The following is a 15,346-nucleotide window of genomic DNA, read 5'->3' as shown; positions in this document are numbered from 1 at the left end:
CCGGGGCGCCCCCCGGGGCCGGCCGTCGCCGCCCCCGAGCCACCCGGGCTCCCGGGGCCGACGGCGAAGGCAAGGGCCGCGGAGCCGGAGCCTGCGGCGCCCGCGCCGGGTCCCGAGGCGGCGGCCGAGCCGGCCCCGGCCGAAGCACCCGCCCCGCCCCGGGCCGCAGCCGTGGCCGCGCCCGCGACCGCCTTCCACGTGCGCCCGTACCACTCGACGGCCCTCGAGCGGCGCGGCCCGGGCGGTATGTCCACCGTGATGCTCATGACCGTCGTCACCACCCCGGCCGTGCTCGCCGCCGCCGCGCTGCGGCCGCGTTCCAAGAGCCGCCGCTGAGCCCGCGTCCCGCTGCGCATCCACGCACCGATCCACGCACCGATCCACCCACCGATCCACGCACCGATCCACCAACGGGAGAACCCTCGTGTCCGAATGGCTGGTCCTGGCCGTCGCCATGGCGCTCGTCTGCGCCCTCGTCCTCGCCTGCACCGCACTCCGGCACCGCCGGGTCGCGGAGGACGAGGACACCAGCGAAACTCCCGACGTCATCGAGTACATGACGATGATGGTGGGCGTGGTCTACGCGATCGTGCTCGGCCTCGCCATCGCGGGCGTCTGGGAGGCGCGCGGCTCCGCCGAGGACAGCGTGCGCCGCGAGGCCCAGTCGCTGTACGAGGTCACCCAGCGCGCCGACGTCTACCCGACCCCCGTCCGCGACCGGATCCGCGGCGAGGTGGACGCGTACGTGTCCCACACCGTCGCCGTGGACTGGCCGCTGCTGACCTCGGGCCGGGGGGCCTCGCCCCAGGGCGCCGAACTGCTCGGCAAGCTGCGCAGCGACGTCACCCACCAGAGCCCGGCGAACGAGCTCCAGGCGCAGGCCTACCAGCCGCTGCTGGACCACATCGCGGCCGCCGACGACGCCCGCCACTCGCGGATGCAGGCCGACGAATCGACGCTGCCGGGCGTGGTGTGGTTCGGGCTGCTGGTCGGCGGGCTGGTCACGGTGGGACTGATCTTCACCCTGCAGATCCGCCGCTCCGGGCGGGAGCTGCTGCTGGCCGGGCTGTTCAGCGCGCTGATCGTGTTCCTGCTGTTCATGGTGTGGAGCTTCGACGCACCCTACGGCCGGGAGGGAATCGATTCCGCCGGCCCGTTCCAGGACCTGTTCCCGACGGTGGCGCTGGCCGCGGCCGGGCGCTGATTCCCGGCGGGCGCCAGGCCGCGAGGCCGCCGAGGCCGCGAGGCCGCCGGCGGTCCGGCCGGGCCGCCGGCGGGGCGGCTCAGGCCGGCCCGCTCCCCGTCAGCGCGACCTGCCGGCGTACGGCCTCGACCACCGGCGAATGCCGCAGTGCGTGGGAGATCCGTACGAGGTCGCGCGGCCCCCCGAGGGTGTCGAGGACGCTCTCCTCGCTGGCCCCGATGACCGCGCCCTCCGGGTCCGCCGAGCGGGCCTGGACGGCGGCCGCGACCATCGCCGCGTCGGCGACCGCGCGCGCCGTCTCCTCGTCCGCCCCGTCCGCGAGTGCGTGCGCGTACGCCTCCTCGCGGCGGCGCAGGTCGAAGTACGGACCGAGGTGCAGGAATCCGTCGTGGATGTCCGACTCGCGCTGGATCACCCGCAGTTCGGCCGGGGCCCACCAGGACATCTGCACGCACGGCGTGCCGCTGGGGGCGCCGATCTGCACCTCGTGCCAGAGCGCGCCGAGCCGCCGGTACGTCGTCCAGGTCTGCCAGCTGTCGGACAGCCGCTGGCACAGCAGCGGGAGTACGAAGCCGATCGCGCTGATGAGGGCACCGACGGAGGCGAGCGGCGGGGCGATGTAGGTGCTCAGGCCGTCGAGGTCGTGGCCCGTCCAGCGGGCGACGACCGCGGAGATCTTGGTGGCGTCGTAGCTGAGGTTGAACACGTAGCCCGAGACGATGATCATCAGGCCGATGCGCAGCCAGCCGTGCACCTGGAGGGACCAGCGCCAGCACATGGCCACCATCACGACGGCCGCCACCAGGTGCGCCGTCAGATAGAGGGCGATCATCTGCTGGATGCAGGGGGTGTTGGCGTAGTACGTGTCGAAGTCGCGCAGCCGCTCGACCGGGGTCTCGCCGAGCGCGAAGAGCACCATCAGCACCACGACGACCCCGGTGTACCCGAGGATCCAGCGGCGCGAGATGCGCCGGGTCACTTCGGGCGGGCCGCCGCGCCAGTTCACGATCAGCACCAGGCAGGCGGCGCTGAACATGGTGATCAGGCAGTAGACGAGCGGCGCGGAGATGTTGGTGACGCCGGTCCAGCGGTTGACCGCCACGATGGTGGGCGGAGCGGCGAAGGTGAACACCGATCCGGCCAGGATCAGCAGGGCGCAGACCGACCGCAGGAGCGGGTCGCGCCAGTTGTTCCGTAGGGCCGGCAGCTTGAAGGCGAGTGAGACCGCCAGTGCGGCTGCCGGTATGTAGTAGTCCTGGCCGTTCAACGGTCGTTCCTGTGCCCCCGGTATCCGAGCGAGGCCTCGATGCGGCCCGCCAACTGGTCACGCTGTGCGGGCGCCCGATGGCTCGCGGAACCGGCGAGCCAGGTCCGGCAACGGCTGCCCAGCAGTAAACCGAAGGTCTCCGCCTCGGTCTCCTCCGAGACGTCCGCGCGCGTGCGCGCGGCGACCCGCCGGACCGTCTCGCCGAGATCGGCCTCGTCGGACAGCAGCCGGGCGGCGACGGCGGCTCCGTCGACGTGGTGGCTGCAGTGGCCGGCCTTCATGTGCCACAACTCGTGGCCCAGGATGACCAGCTGGTGGTCCGGTGCGGTGCGTTCCTCGATGACCACCAGATCGCGGTCCGCCATGTCGAGCCACAGGCCGCTGGCCGTCCCCGGCGGGAACGAGGCCATCCGGAAGTCCACCCGGCGGCCGCGGTGCTTGCTCATGCCCTCGCAGAGGGCGGCGTAGAGGTCCACGGGTTCCACGGGCGCGGTCAGCCGGAGCCCGGCCACCAGTTCGCCGCACAACCGGCGCTGCTCTCTGCCTATGCTCACCGTTCTCCCCGTCGGCGCGGATCCGGATCAGGACTCAAGGATCAGACCCAGACTCTCGACTGGGTCAGGATTCATTCGGTTTGACGCTTTCGAGAAGCATGTCCAGCCATTCGGTCACCTTGTCCCGGTGCTTGTCGCTGGGCAGTTGGGCGGCGCGCCAGGCGATGCCGCGGACGCCGTGGTTCTGGAGAAGTCTTGCCAGCGGATCGCCGGTCGAAGCCGCCGGGGCGGGTACGGTTTCGCGCGCGCGGCCCGCGTAGTCCTGGAGCAGCTGCTGCTCGGTCCGCTGGAGCGCGTCGGTGAGGGCGTCGGCGTCGTGCGCGGTGAGGAACCCGGCGTGGACGCCGAAGAAGCGCTGGATCGCGTCGCAGTGCTCCATGGTGGGCCTGCGGTCGCCGTTGATCAGGGCGCCGGCCTGCTGCCGGGACATGCCGGCGCCGTCCGCGATCTCCTGCTGCGTGTAGCGGCGTCCGTTGGGTTTCAGCCGGGTGCGCCGGAGCAGGTCGAGGCGCTGGAGGAAGCGGGTCTGCAGACAGGGCTCGCCGGCGGGCCGGCCGTCCAGCAGGGTCCTGACCACGTCGGCGGGGACGCCGGAGGCCTCGGAGAGGCGGCGCAGGTCGAAGACCTTGTTCAGGTCGTGGCCCATCTTGCCCGCGAGTTCGGCGACGCGCGTGACGGTGGCTGCCAGGGGCGCGTTGGCCACCGCGACGGGAGCCGGGAAGCCGTCTGTCACCAGTGGTTCTCCTAGATCGCGGCGGGGTCGGTACGGGCACATGGTCGGCTTTTGGAATCTAGCCGCTCAGCCGCCGCAGGGCCAGAACTTGCCACAGCTGTGGCGGGAATGAGCTGTCAAGAGGCTGGAATTGCCACGATAGTTGACACTCGAATGAAGTCGGTAGCAGGATCGCCAGAGGTAATTGAAGATCCAGACCGTGAAGAGGGGGAGCTCTCGGTGCCACATCTCGCAGCGGTGGGCCCGTCCGATGGCCTCGCCCGAGCCGGTGAGGAGCGCCTGGTGGGCGAGGAGTCCGCACGCGGCGCAGTGCGGTCGGAGCGACGCAAGGAGATTTTGCGCCAGCGGCGCGAGGAGCTGGGCCTGAGCCAGGAAGACCTCGCCGCCCGGCTCCGCATCAGCGTCCGAGCCTACGGGAACTGGGAACGCGGCCTGGTCAAGGAGTGGACGGACCGCAAACTGCTCGCTCTGGCCGAGGCCTTGGAAATGAGCGAGCGGCAGTGCTTCTGGCTCTTCCGCGTCATGGTCGACCGCGACCCGCCGCCGACCTGGCGGGCGGCCGAGGAGAACCGGCTGCCCCAGGACCCCGCCCAGCGCGACTACCTGTGCGACTACGCGGCCCTCATGGAGTCCGTGCCCTACCCGAGCTTCCTGGTGGACCACCGCTGGGACGTGGCACTCACCAACTCGGCGTTCGACAAGCTCTTCCAGTCGGTGCGCCCGCACCCGACCGCCCTGCCGGACGACAACTTCCTGCGCTTCGTGCTGTTCCACCCGGACGCCGCGGCCGTGCTGGAGGACCACGAACCGGCCTGGTGCGTACCCCTGCTGGCCCAGTTCGCGAACGCGCTCGCCGCGGCCCCGGAGGACGAGGGCCTGAGCAGCATCCGCCAGGAGGTGGCCCGCGACCCGTTCATGGAAGCGGCCTACCGCTACGGGGTGCCGCACTGGCTCAGCACCCACGGGGCCGACGCCGCCGAGCGCGACGGGGCCGTGCGGACCGTCCGCCACTGGGACCCGCGCTGGGGGCACGTACGCTGCCGGCTGGTGGCCGAATCCAGCCGGATGCTCGAGGGCATGGGCCTCACCCGGATCACCATGATCCTGTCGGCGCCGCAGGGCGCGGCGACAGGTCCGGTCCCGGGCACCGCCGCCCCGCTCCACCAGGGGCCCAGACTGCGCGCCGTGCCGTCGCTGGACGACTGAGCCCCCTGCCCGCCGCACGGCGGGGGACACTGGAGCCCTCACTCATCTGTCGCGGATCGGATGCCACGGATCGTGGCACCGATCGTGGCGCGGGCGAAGGGCGGTAGGAGCGTGCGGCTGACCATCCTCGGCGGGGGCGGGTTCCGGGTACCGCTCGTCTACGGTGCACTGCTCGGCGACCACGGCGAGGGCCGGGTCTCCCAGGTGACGCTGTACGACGAGGACCCCGCCCGGCTCGGCGCCATGGCCCGGGTGCTCGCCGACCAGGCGGCCGCCTCCGGAGTGCCCGACGCCCCGGCCGTCACCGCCACCGGAGACCTCGACGAGGCCCTGCGCGGGGCCGGCTTCGTCTTCTCCGCCATCCGCGTCGGCGGCCTGGAGGGGCGTGCCGCGGACGAGCGGGTCGCGCTGGCCGAGGGCGTGCTGGGCCAGGAGACGGTCGGCGCGGGCGGGATCGCGTACGGCCTGCGGACGGTGCCGGTCGCCCGGGAGATCGCCCGCAGGGTCGCCCGTATCGCCCCCGAGGCCTGGGTCATCAACTTCACCAACCCGGCGGGTCTGGTCACCGAGGCCATGGCCGAGGAGCTCGGCGACCGGGTGATCGGGATCTGCGACTCCCCGGTGGGGCTCGGCCGGCGCGTCGCCCGGCTGCTCGGCGCCCGCCCGGAGGAGGCCTGGATCGACTACGTCGGCCTCAACCACCTGGGCTGGCTCCGCGGGCTGCGCATCGGCGGCCGCGACGAACTGCCGCGGCTGCTGGCCGACAGCGAGGCGCTGGAGTCCTTCGAGGAGGGCCGGCTGTTCGGGGCCGAGTGGCTGCGCTCGCTCGGCGCGATCCCGAACGAGTACCTGCACTACTACTACTTCAACCGTGACACCGTACGGGCGTACACGGAGGCCGAGCAGACCCGCGGCGCGTTCCTGCGCGACCAGCAGCGCGGCTTCTACGCCGAGGCGGGCCGGGCGGACCGGCCCGCCGGCGCGGCGCTGGCCGCCTGGGACCGGACCAGGGCCGAGCGCGAGGCCACGTACATGGCCGAGAACCGCGAGGCGGCGGGCGTCGGCGCGCGCGACGAGAGCGATCTGGAGTCCGGCGGGTACGAGAAGGTGGCGCTCGCGCTGATGCGGGCCATCGCCCGGGACGAGCGGGCCACGCTGATCCTCAACGTCCGCAACGGCAGTTCGCTGTCCGTGCTCGACGCGCAAGCGGTCATCGAGGTGCCCTGCCTGGTCGACGCGAACGGCGCCCACCCGGTGGCGGTGGACCCGCTGCCGCTGCACGCGGTGGGCCTGGTGACCTCTGTCAAGGCGGTGGAGCGGGAGGTCCTCGCGGCCGCCGCGAGCGGCTCCCGGGCGGACGCCGTAAAGGCCTTCGCGCTGCACCCGCTGGTGGACTCGGTCGCGGTGGCCCGGCGGCTCCTGGACGGCTACGCGGCCGAGCACCCGGGGCTGGCCTACCTGCGCTGATTCCGCGCCGGGGGCCCTCGCGGCCGCCGGGGGAGGGTCCCCCCGTACGGACCAGTGCCGCATGCGGCGGGGTGAGGGCGCTGTGAGAGTGCGAGATGTGACCACTGCCCCCGCCGAAGTCTCCGTCGTAGCCGTGGCGCCGCCCGTGCTCGACCGGCGGCGGCGCAATGTCGTCTTCGGCACGATCATGCTGGGCGTGCTGCTCGCGGCCCTCGACCAGACGATCGTCGGCACCGCCCTGCCCACGATCGTGGCGGACCTCGGCGGCGGGAACCACATGTCGTGGGTGGTGACCTCGTACCTGCTCGCGGAGACCGTCGCGACGGTGCTGGTCGGCAAGTTCGGCGACCTCTTCGGCCGGAAGCTGATCTTCCAGGCCTCGGCGGTCATCTTCATCACCGGCTCGTTCCTGTGCGGCCTGGCGAGCAACATGTCCCTGCTCATCCTGTGGCGGGGCATCCAGGGCATCGGCGCCGGCGGCCTCATGGTCACCTCCATGGCCCTGATCGCCGACGTGGTCCCGCTGCGCGAACGCGGCAAGTACCAGGGCGCGATCGGCGCCGTCTTCGGCGTCGCGACCGTCATCGGGCCCCTGCTCGGCGGCCTGTTCACCGACCACCTGACCTGGCGCTGGGCGTTCTACGTGAACGTCCCGATCGCGATCCTCGTGGTCGTCGCGGCGGCCCGGACGGTCCCCTCGGTCCGGGCGCCCGGCGGGACCCGCATCGACTACCTGGGCATCGCCCTGGTCGCGGCGGGCTCCAGCGCGCTGATCCTGGCCACCAGCTGGGGCGGGAACGAGTACGCCTGGGACTCGGCGACGATCACCGGGCTCTTCGTGGGCGGCGCGCTGGCCCTGGCCCTGTTCTGCCTGGTCGAGACGCGGGCCGCGGAACCGATGCTGCCGATGCGGCTCTTCCGGAACCAGGTCTTCACGGTCTGCTCGGTACTCAGCTTCGTGGTCGGCTTCGCCATGCTCGGCGCGATGACGTTCCTGCCGACGTACCTGCAGTTCGTGGACGGGGATTCGGCCACGGTCTCGGGCGTACGGACCCTGCCGCTGGTGATCGGCCTGCTGATCGCGTCCGTCTTCAGCGGCAACGTCACCAGCAAGACCGGGCGGTACAGGATCTTCCCCATCGTCGGCTGCCTCGTGATGGGGATCGGGCTGTACCTGCTGTCCCGGATGGGCCCGGGCACCAGCAGCTGGCTGGAATCGCTGTACATGTTCGTGCTCGGTGCCGGGATCGGCCTGTGCATGCAGGTCCTGACCATCGCCGTGCAGAACACCGTGGACTACGCCGACCTCGGCACGGCCACATCGGGCGTCACGTTCTTCCGTACCCTCGGCAGCGCGTTCGGCACCGCCGTCTTCGGCACCATCTACGCCAACACCCTGGGCCCCGCGCTCAAGAAGGCCGTCGAGGAGGCCGCCCGGGCCACCGGGGCCGATCCGGCGCAGCTGGCCGAGGCGGCCCGGAGCCCCCAAGGAGTCCACGGGCTCGACCCGGCGGCGGCCGGCCCGGTGATCGAGGCGTACGCGCAGGCGCTGCACACGGTGTTCCTGTGGACCGTGCCGGTGGCCGGGATCGGCTTCGTCGTCGCGCTCTTCCTCAAGCAGGTCCGGCTGCGCGACACCGCCCGGGCGGGGTCCACGGACATGGGCGACGGCTTCGCCTCACCGGCCACGGCCTCCGGCGACTCGGCCAAACTGCTGGAGCTGGCGGTCGGCAAACTCGTACGGAACATGGGGCCGGAGACGGCGCGGGCGATCGTGAACGCCTCGGACACGCGGCTGGACATCGCAGGCGCCTGGGCGGTGATGCAGGTGGAGATCATGACCCGCACCGTGGGCCACGCGAGTCTCGGGCTCATCGCTTCGCGCCGCTCCGTGCCGCCGGAGGTCCTGCTGCCCGTCTTCGACCGGATGGAGGAGGAGGGGTACGTGGCCCGCGCGGGCACCTTCTTCTCGCTCACCCCGGCGGGGCGGCGCGAGGCGGCGACCATCTCCAAGGCCTGGGGGGACTGGCTCGGCGACCAGCTGGAGAAGGACCGCGGCCGCCCGCGGAGCGAGGAACTCCGGGCGGCGGCCGACGCGATCGCGAAGCGGCTGCTGGCGGAGGACCTGGGAGAGGGCTACTTCGCGCAGAAGGCCCCGGCCGGGGTGTGATCCCCTGCCGTGTCCTGTCCTGTGCTGCCCTGCCACCTGCGGCGGTGGGGCGACCGCGCCGTCAGAGCCCGGCGCGGCCGCCGGTGATGCGGTTCCACAGGGAACGGGTGGCGCCGAAACCGCTCTCGTGCACCCAGACGTGGGTGCAGGACGGGCACTGCAGGTGCAGCAGGCTGCCGGTGTTGGAGAGCAGGTAGCGCCAGTGGTCGGAGCACGTGCGCTGCTGCTCGCAGGGCGCGCACCCGCGGCTGTCGTCGCAGCTCGGACAGGTCACCCAGGCGCGGCGCCCGAGGTCCGCCTGCGGGTCAAGCGGCAGCATGGCCGCCCCCGCGCGGGGGGAGCACGCCGGCCGCGACCAGGTCGTCGTACACGCGCTGCTGCTCCTCGTCGAGACCGGAGTACAGCAGGTCGTACGCCGCCTCCTCGCCGCGCAGTACCTCGATCGGGTCCCAGTCGGGGCCGAGGGCTTCCATGACGTGGGCCCGCCGGAGCACTTCGATCCCGGTGAGGTCGAACGTGAAGTCGACCAGCGGAGGAGTGCCCGGTCCGGTGGGGGGTGTGGGGTGGTGTGGGGCCATAAGTCAGAACTTAGGTATGCCTACTTTCCCGTGGCAAGAGGGGGTGGGAGATGTCACAGCAGGCCGGCGGCCCCTGCGGGCGGTCCTGCGCCTGCGCCTGCTCCTGCGCCTGGTCCTACGCCTCCTCCTGCGCCGGGTTCCGGGGCGTCGGGTAGTCGTACGACGGCACCGGCGGCAGGGTCGGCGCGAGCTCGGGGCGCCAGGTGCGCAGGACCGCCGCCGAGGGGGCGTACAGGGCATCCGGGATCCCGGCCGGGGCGAACCACTGCCAGCGCAGGATCTTGTGCGGCTCCGTGACCTTGGCGATGCCCTCGGCGGCGGTGGTGACGGCCGCCGCGGTCAGGCGGGTCACCCCGGCCTTCGGGGAGAGCTGGACGCTCAGGATCCGGATGTCCTCGGGAGCCACCCGCAGATCCGTCTCCTCGGCCAGTTCCCTGGCGGCGGCCTGCTCGAAGCTCTCCCCGGGGTCGACCTTCCCGCCGGGCAGCTCCCAGCGGCCGTCGTGCGCCTGCCCGAGGAGCACCCGCCCCTCGGCGTCGGTCACGACCAGCCCGACACCGACGACGGCGTTGGGCTGCGGGACGGCCCGTGCGGGGCGTGCGGGCTGATCCTGCGGGGTTGTCATCGCTGTGTTCCGCTTCCTTGTTCCGGTCGGGGTTCCGCCCGGGTTTCCGGTCGGGTGGTGGGTCTGGCGCGTACGTGGATCCGCTCGCCCTGGGGTCCGAAGAGGCTGAGGAACTCGGCGGGCTGCGGACCCGCGTTGAAGAAGGCGTGCGGGGTGCGGGTGTCGAACTCGGCGGCCTCCCCGGCGCCGAGTACGAGGTCGTGCTCGCCGAGCAGCAGCCGGACCTGCCCGGAGAGCACGTACAGCCACTCGTAGCCCTCGTGGACCTTCAGCTCCGGGTCGAGCAGGGGTCCGTCCAGGGGCGGCAGGATCTGCTTGAACGCGTGCACCCCGCCGAAATTGCGGCTCAGCGGCACGTACGTATGGCCGTGCCGGACGAAGGGGCGGGGGCGGATCCGCGGATCGCCCGTCTCCGGCGCGCCGACCAGCTCGTCCAGCGCCACACGGTGGGCCTTGGCCAGCGGAAGCAGCAGTTCCAGAGTGGGCCGACGTCGGCCGGACTCCAGCCGGGAGAGGGTGGAGAGCGAGATTCCGGTGGCCTCGGCGAGCTGGGCGAGGGTGCTCCCGCGCTGCTGGCGCAGCGCGCGCAGCCGCGGGCCGACGGCGGTCAGCACGTCCGCGACTTCCTCGTCGTCCTGCCGGTGCGGCTGCTCCTCGGTGGCCATGACCCCATTTGCCGGTTCGGCAAGAGAGTTTGTCAAGCGGGCGGGTCCGGCCACACCCTCACCGGTATGGACAACGCAACGGACGACATGCAGACGGGCTCCTTCGACGTGGTGGTCGTGGGCGGCGGGACCGCCGGACTCGCCGGGGCGCTGACCCTGGCCCGGGCCCGCCGGTCGGTACTGGTGCTCGACTCCGGTAGCCCCCGCAACGCCCCCTCTGCCCACCTGCACGGATACCTGGGCCGGGACGGGGCGAGCCCGGCGGAGCTGCTGGCAGTGGGCCGGGCGGAGGTCGCCGGGTACGGGGGCGGGATCCGGTCCGGGACGGCCGGCACGGCTCTCGCCGCCGACCGGCTGCCCGGCGGCGGCTTCCTCATCCGGTGCGCCGACGGCTCGGCGGTCCGGGCCGGCCGGCTGCTGATCGCCACGGGCCTGGTGGACGCGCTGCCGGAGCTGGCGGGACTCCGGGAGCGGTGGGGGCGGGACGTGCTGCACTGCCCGTACTGCCACGGCTGGGAGGTCCGTGACGAGCTCATCGCGGTGCTGGCCACAGGGCCGCTCGCCGTGCACCAGGCGCAGATGTGGCGGAACTGGAGCGACCGGGTCACCTTGCTGTCCCACACCTGGCCGCTCACCGACGAGGACCGGGAACTGCTGTCCGCCCTGGACATCGCGGTGGCGCAGGGTGAGGTGACCGGCCTCGACATCGCCGACGACCGGCTGGCCGGGGTGGCCCTGGCCGGCGGCGCGGCCGTGGCGTGCACGGCCCTCGTGGTGGCCCCGCGGTTCACCGCCCGCGCCGGGGTGGCGGCGAGCCTGGGGCTGCCGCTCGCCACCGTGGAGCGGGCCGGAACGGCGATCGGCACCTGCTTGGAAGCGGATCCGGCCACCGGGGCCACCGCGCTGCGCGGCGTCTGGGCGGCCGGGAACGTGGCCGGCCCCATGGAGCAGCTGGCCGGTGCGGCGGCGGCCGGGGTACGTGCCGCCGTGGCGATCAACACCGACCTGATCGAGGCGGAGACCCGGCGCGCCCTCGAAGCCCACCGTGCGGGCCGGGGCGTCGGCGGGGCGTAGTGCATCGGACAGGTGTGCGGGTTTCGGCCAGGGCCCGTCCGTGCAAGCTCTGAGCGGTCTGATCTTCATACCGTTCGTCGGCTCAGAGGCTCGGGGGCACGCAATGGCACATGTGGTGGTCATCGGCGGAGGTGTGGGAGGGCTGGCGACCGCGCTGCTCGCGGCGCGGCACGGACACACGGCCGAACTGTTCGAACGCGACGCGCGCGCTCCCGGCTCCGCACTCGACCGGGACTTCTTCGGCTGGCACCGGCCGGGCGTGCCGCAGGCCAACCAGCCGCACGCCCTGCTCGGCGCGGCCCGCACCGTCCTGCGGGACGAACTGCCCGACGTCCACGCGGAGATGCTGCGGCTCGGCGCCCGCGAACGGCACGAACTGGACTGGTTCGACGTACGCCCGCCGGAGCGGCCCGGCGACGCGGACCTCGTGATGCTCCAGGCCCGGCGCATCGTGCTGGAGAGCGCACTGGCCACCGCCCTGCGCGCCGAACCGGGGGCCGTCATGCACCACGGGGAGCCGGTGACCGGGCTGACGACGACCGGGCTGACGACGACCGGGCTGACGACGGCCGGGCCGGGGGCCTGCGGGGTACGGGTGACCGGTGTGACCACGCAGGCGGGCGCGTACGCGGCGGATCTCGTCGTGGACGCGGGCGGGCGGCGCGGCGGCGTCGAACGCATGCTGGCCGCGGCGGGCTGCCGCCCGGCGGTCGTGGAACGGCACCGCACGGGGCTGGCGTACTTCTGCCGCTGGTACCGGCTGCCCGAGGGGCTGGAGGAGGGGCCGCGCCGGCCCTGGGCGGTGACCGGCGGCACCTTCGCCGGGTGCGCGGTCTTCCCGGCCGACAACCGGGTGTTCGCCGTGACCCTGTTCGTCCACACCCGGGACACCACCCGCTCCGCGCTGCTCGATCCCGCCGTCTTCGAGGCCGCCGCCCGGGCCTTCCCGCCCGGTGCGGCCTGGCTGGACCTCGGCGCCGAACCGCTGTCCGGCGTACTGGCCACGGCGAGCCTGGACAACCGGTGGAGCGCGCTGGCCGACGAGCAGGGGCCGGTGGCGACCGGGCTGGTGCCGGTCGGGGACGCGATCACGCACACCAACCCGACGCTCGGGCAGGGCACCTCGCTCGCGCTGTGGGCCGCGCGCAGGGTGGCCCGTACGGCGCACCAGGACCCGGGATCGGCGCGGTTCGCCGCCGAGTACCACGCGTGGGCCGTGCGCACCCTGAAGCCGTGGTTCGACTTCCAGGTGGTGGCCGATGCGGCCATCGGCGAGCGGTTCGCGACTTGGGCCGGGCGCACGGGGACGGCGCGCGAGGTGGCCGCGCTGTTCGAGTGCGCCCTGGAGGACCCCGAGGTGATGCGGGCCCGGGCGCGGGTCCGGCACCTGGCCGAGCCGCCGGAGCGGGCGTACGCGGACCCGCGGGTCCGGGCCCGGGTGGCGCGCTGGCTGGCGGCCCGGCCCGGCTACGCGCCGAACACGGTGGGCCCGGACCGGGAGGAGTGGGAGAAGCTGACGGCGGGGTCCTGAGGGCGGGGTCGGGACGGCGGGGTGCGGGGTGGCCTATGTGCCGGCGGTCGGGCCGAGGACCTCGGCCAGGTCGTAGCCGACGACCTCCTCGAGCTGGGCGTACGTACAGCTCTCCGGCGCCCGGTCGGGCCGCCAGCGGCGGAACTGGGCGGTGTGCCGGAAGCGGTCGCCCTCCATGTGGTCGTACGCCACCTCGCAGACGCGTTCGGGGCGCAGCGGCACCCAGGAGAGGTCCTTCTTGCCGGTCCAGCGGCTCTGCGCACCGGGCAGCCGGGCGCTCTCGTGGGCGGACTCCTCGGCCCACGCGGCCCACGGGTGCCCGGTGGCGTCGGCCATCCGCAGGGGTGCGAGTTCCTCCACCAGCTCGGCTCGGCGCTTCATGGGGAAGGCGGCGCAGACCCCCACGTGCTGGAGGGCTCCGTGGGCGTCGTACAGGCCCAGGAGCAGCGATCCGACAATCGGACCGCTCTTGTGGAAACGGAAACCCGCGATGACAGCGTCGGCCGTACGCTCGTGCTTGATCTTGAACATGAGGCGGGCGTCGGGCCGGTAGGGGAGATCGAGCGGTTTGGCGATCACCCCGTCGAGTCCGGCGCCCTCGAACCGCTCGAACCACTCCTGCGCGAGCGCGGGGTCGGTGGTCGCGGGCGCGAGATGAACGGGGGGCCGAGCCGTGGACAGGGCGTCGGCGAGGGCGGTACGGCGGTCGCTGAGCGGGGTGTCGAGGAGCGACTCGTCGCCGAGCGCGAGCAGGTCGAAGGCGACGAAGCTGGCGGGGGTCGCCTCCGCCAGCATGGCGACGCGGGACTGCGCGGGATGGATCCGCTCGGTCAGCCGGTCGAAGTCGAGCCGCCCGCCGTGAACGATGACGATCTCGCCGTCCACCACGCAGCGGGCGGGGAGGTTGTCCTTCAAGGCGGCCACCAGCTCGGGAAAGTACCGGGTCAGGGTCTTGCCGGTGCGGCTGCCGATCTCCACCTCGTCGCCGTCGTGGTGCACGATGGCCCGGAAGCCGTCCCACTTGGCCTCGTACTGCATGCCCGGCGGGATCTTGGCCACCGACTTGGCGAGCATCGGCTTCACGGGCGGCATCACGGGCAGATCCATGTCTTAGATTCTGCGGTGGTACGTCCCGGCCCGCCCGGTATGCACACCTGGCCGGGCCCGCCTACCGTGGCGCACATGGGTGCATCCGGTAGTGCGATCGAGCTGGACGCAGGCGGGCGGACAGTGCGGCTGTCCAGCCCGGACAAGGTGTACTTCCCCCAGCGGGGCCTGACCAAGCTGGACGTGGCGCAGTACTACCTGGCCGTGGCCGACGGGATCACACGCGCCCTGCGCAACCGCCCCACCACCCTGGAGCGCTATCCCGAAGGGGTGGAGGGCGAGTCCTTCTTCCAGAAGCGTGCCCCGAAGAACCTGCCCGACTGGATCCCGACCGCCCACATCGAGTTCCCCTCCGGCCGGACGGCCGACGAGATCTGCCCGACGGAGCCCGCCGCCGTGCTGTGGGCGGCCAACCTGGGCTGTCTGACCTTCCACCCCTGGCCGGTGCGCCGCGAGGACACCGACCGGCCGGACGAACTGCGCATCGACCTGGACCCGCAGCCGGGCACCGACTACCACCACGCGGTGATCTGCGCCCACGAGCTGCGCGACGTACTGGAGGACCTGGGCCTGCGCGGCTGGCCCAAGACCTCGGGCGGGCGCGGTCTGCACGTCTTCGTCCCGATCGAGCCGCGCTGGACCTTCACCGAGGTCCGGCGCTGTGCGATCGCGATCGGCCGGGAGCTGGAACAGCGGATGCCCGGCAAGGTGACCACGGCCTGGTGGAAGGAGGAGCGCGGCGAGCGGATCTTCGTCGACTACAACCAGACCGCCCGCGACCGCACGATCGCCTCCGCCTACTCCGTACGCCCGCGCCCGCACGCCCCCGTCTCGGCCCCGCTGCGCTGGGACGAGATCGACTCCGCCGAGCCCCGCGACTTCGACATCACCACGATGCCCGCGCGCTATGCCGAACTCGGCGACCTGCACGCGGACATGGACGAGCACGCCTTCACCCTGGACGAGGCCCTGGAGCTGGCCGAACGCCACGAACACGACCACGGTCTCGGCGACATGCCGTACCCGCCGGACTACCCGAAGATGCCGGGCGAACCGAAGCGCGTCCAGCCGAGCCGGGCGAAGCACGAGGACTGAGACCGGGGATCGACGCCGGGGATCCGGGCCGGGCGGGCGGCCTTCGCGCTGTTCGTCCGGCCCCTCGGCC

Annotated in this window: 15 protein-coding genes and 1 pseudogene; 8 read left to right on the top strand and 8 right to left on the bottom strand. The window is 72.9% G+C overall.

Annotated features, from left to right (window positions below; all coding sequences use genetic code 11):
- Positions 1–336: pseudogene (locus tag AB0I68_RS08390) on the top strand (hypothetical protein); the annotation flags it as partial.
- A gap of 88 nt (positions 337–424) precedes the next feature.
- A complete protein-coding gene (locus AB0I68_RS08385) occupies positions 425–1,204 on the top strand; it encodes a hypothetical protein (RefSeq protein ID WP_363176425.1) in 780 nt (259 codons plus the stop codon).
- 79 nt (positions 1,205–1,283) lie between these two features.
- On the opposite strand, the gene AB0I68_RS08380 is transcribed toward AB0I68_RS08385, so the two are convergent.
- The 3 genes from AB0I68_RS08380 to AB0I68_RS08370 form a co-directional block, all read right to left on the bottom strand.
- Entirely contained in the window at positions 1,284–2,471 is a 1,188-nt protein-coding gene (locus AB0I68_RS08380) for an MAB_1171c family putative transporter (RefSeq protein WP_363176424.1), read from the bottom strand.
- Complete coding sequence (locus AB0I68_RS08375) at positions 2,468–3,025, bottom strand: toxin-antitoxin system, toxin component (protein WP_363176423.1); 558 nt, start codon at positions 3,023–3,025, stop codon at positions 2,468–2,470. Before AB0I68_RS08375 ends, AB0I68_RS08380 begins: the two co-directional genes overlap by 4 nt.
- A 64-nt stretch (positions 3,026–3,089) precedes the next feature.
- Positions 3,090–3,758: a helix-turn-helix transcriptional regulator gene (locus AB0I68_RS08370; RefSeq protein WP_363176422.1), complete on the bottom strand. Its 669-nt coding sequence runs from the start codon at positions 3,756–3,758 to the stop codon at positions 3,090–3,092.
- 219 nt (positions 3,759–3,977) lie between these two features.
- Here AB0I68_RS08370 and AB0I68_RS08365 point away from each other — a divergent pair, with 219 nt between their 5' ends.
- The 3 genes from AB0I68_RS08365 (at position 3,978) to AB0I68_RS08355 (ending at position 8,601) form a co-directional block, all read left to right on the top strand.
- Positions 3,978–4,964: a helix-turn-helix domain-containing protein gene (locus AB0I68_RS08365; RefSeq protein ID WP_363176421.1), complete on the top strand. Its 987-nt coding sequence runs from the start codon at positions 3,978–3,980 to the stop codon at positions 4,962–4,964.
- 111 nt (positions 4,965–5,075) lie between these two features.
- Positions 5,076–6,431 (top strand): 6-phospho-beta-glucosidase, encoded by a 1,356-nt coding sequence (locus AB0I68_RS08360; protein WP_363176449.1) that lies wholly within the window; start codon positions 5,076–5,078, stop codon positions 6,429–6,431.
- A 187-nt stretch (positions 6,432–6,618) separates the two neighbouring features.
- Complete coding sequence (locus AB0I68_RS08355) at positions 6,619–8,601, top strand: MDR family MFS transporter (protein ID WP_363176448.1); 1,983 nt, start codon at positions 6,619–6,621, stop codon at positions 8,599–8,601.
- 61 nt (positions 8,602–8,662) lie between these two features.
- Here AB0I68_RS08355 and AB0I68_RS08350 read toward each other — a convergent pair whose 3' ends face one another.
- The 4 genes from AB0I68_RS08350 to AB0I68_RS08335 all read right to left on the bottom strand — a co-directional run bounded on the left by AB0I68_RS08350 (position 8,663) and on the right by AB0I68_RS08335 (position 10,469).
- Entirely contained in the window at positions 8,663–8,920 is a 258-nt protein-coding gene (locus AB0I68_RS08350; RefSeq protein ID WP_363176420.1) for a hypothetical protein, read from the bottom strand.
- Positions 8,907–9,179 (bottom strand): DUF6400 family protein, encoded by a 273-nt coding sequence (locus AB0I68_RS08345; protein WP_363176418.1) that lies wholly within the window; start codon positions 9,177–9,179, stop codon positions 8,907–8,909. The genes AB0I68_RS08350 and AB0I68_RS08345 overlap by 14 nt, the downstream gene beginning before the upstream one ends.
- A 115-nt stretch (positions 9,180–9,294) precedes the next feature.
- Positions 9,295–9,804, bottom strand: a complete 510-nt coding sequence (locus AB0I68_RS08340) for an NUDIX domain-containing protein (RefSeq protein WP_363176417.1) — start codon at positions 9,802–9,804, stop codon at positions 9,295–9,297.
- Positions 9,801–10,469 carry an XRE family transcriptional regulator gene (locus tag AB0I68_RS08335; protein ID WP_363176416.1) on the bottom strand — a complete coding sequence of 223 codons (669 nt, stop codon included), beginning with the start codon at positions 10,467–10,469 and terminating at the stop codon, positions 9,801–9,803. Before AB0I68_RS08335 ends, AB0I68_RS08340 begins: the two co-directional genes overlap by 4 nt.
- Before the next feature lie 66 nt (positions 10,470–10,535).
- Between AB0I68_RS08335 and AB0I68_RS08330 the strand changes: the two genes are divergently transcribed.
- Positions 10,536–11,543 carry an FAD-dependent oxidoreductase gene (locus tag AB0I68_RS08330; RefSeq protein ID WP_363176415.1) on the top strand — a complete coding sequence of 336 codons (1,008 nt, stop codon included), beginning with the start codon at positions 10,536–10,538 and terminating at the stop codon, positions 11,541–11,543.
- Between the two features lie 103 nt (positions 11,544–11,646).
- The gene (locus AB0I68_RS08325) at positions 11,647–13,074 is read left to right on the top strand and encodes an NAD(P)-binding protein (protein ID WP_363176414.1); all 1,428 of its coding nucleotides are present in this window, start codon (positions 11,647–11,649) and stop codon (positions 13,072–13,074) included.
- Positions 13,075–13,107: 33 nt separating this feature from the next.
- Here AB0I68_RS08325 and AB0I68_RS08320 read toward each other — a convergent pair whose 3' ends face one another.
- Positions 13,108–14,181: an ATP-dependent DNA ligase gene (locus AB0I68_RS08320; RefSeq protein ID WP_363176413.1), complete on the bottom strand. Its 1,074-nt coding sequence runs from the start codon at positions 14,179–14,181 to the stop codon at positions 13,108–13,110.
- 75 nt (positions 14,182–14,256) lie between these two features.
- Between AB0I68_RS08320 and ligD the strand changes: the two genes are divergently transcribed.
- A complete protein-coding gene (gene ligD / locus AB0I68_RS08315) occupies positions 14,257–15,276 on the top strand; it encodes a non-homologous end-joining DNA ligase (protein WP_363176412.1) in 1,020 nt (339 codons plus the stop codon).
- Positions 15,277–15,346 lie beyond the last annotated feature (70 nt).

It is taken from the genome of Streptomyces sp. NPDC050448 (assembly GCF_040655295.1).
In the GTDB taxonomy this organism is placed as follows: Bacteria; Actinomycetota; Actinomycetes; order Streptomycetales; family Streptomycetaceae; genus Streptomyces.
Note: the sequence above shows the minus strand (reverse complement) of the source record. Positions and strands in the feature narration are given on the sequence as shown.

Bases quoted from the DNA above. Each gene is read 5' to 3' on its own strand.
- AB0I68_RS08345 (WP_363176418.1), bottom strand. From the start codon at position 9,179: ATGGCCCCACACCACCCCACACCCCCCACCGGACCGGGCACTCCTCCG.
- AB0I68_RS08330 (WP_363176415.1), top strand. From the start codon at position 10,536: ATGGACAACGCAACGGACGACATGCAGACGGGCTCCTTCGACGTGGTG.
- AB0I68_RS08340 (WP_363176417.1), bottom strand. From the start codon at position 9,804: ATGACAACCCCGCAGGATCAGCCCGCACGCCCCGCACGGGCCGTCCCG.
- AB0I68_RS08355 (WP_363176448.1), top strand. From the start codon at position 6,619: ATGCTGGGCGTGCTGCTCGCGGCCCTCGACCAGACGATCGTCGGCACC.
- ligD (WP_363176412.1), top strand. From the start codon at position 14,257: ATGGGTGCATCCGGTAGTGCGATCGAGCTGGACGCAGGCGGGCGGACA.
- AB0I68_RS08335 (WP_363176416.1), bottom strand. From the start codon at position 10,469: ATGGCCACCGAGGAGCAGCCGCACCGGCAGGACGACGAGGAAGTCGCG.
- AB0I68_RS08325 (WP_363176414.1), top strand. From the start codon at position 11,647: ATGGCACATGTGGTGGTCATCGGCGGAGGTGTGGGAGGGCTGGCGACC.
- AB0I68_RS08350 (WP_363176420.1), bottom strand. From the start codon at position 8,920: ATGCTGCCGCTTGACCCGCAGGCGGACCTCGGGCGCCGCGCCTGGGTG.
- AB0I68_RS08320 (WP_363176413.1), bottom strand. From the start codon at position 14,181: ATGGATCTGCCCGTGATGCCGCCCGTGAAGCCGATGCTCGCCAAGTCG.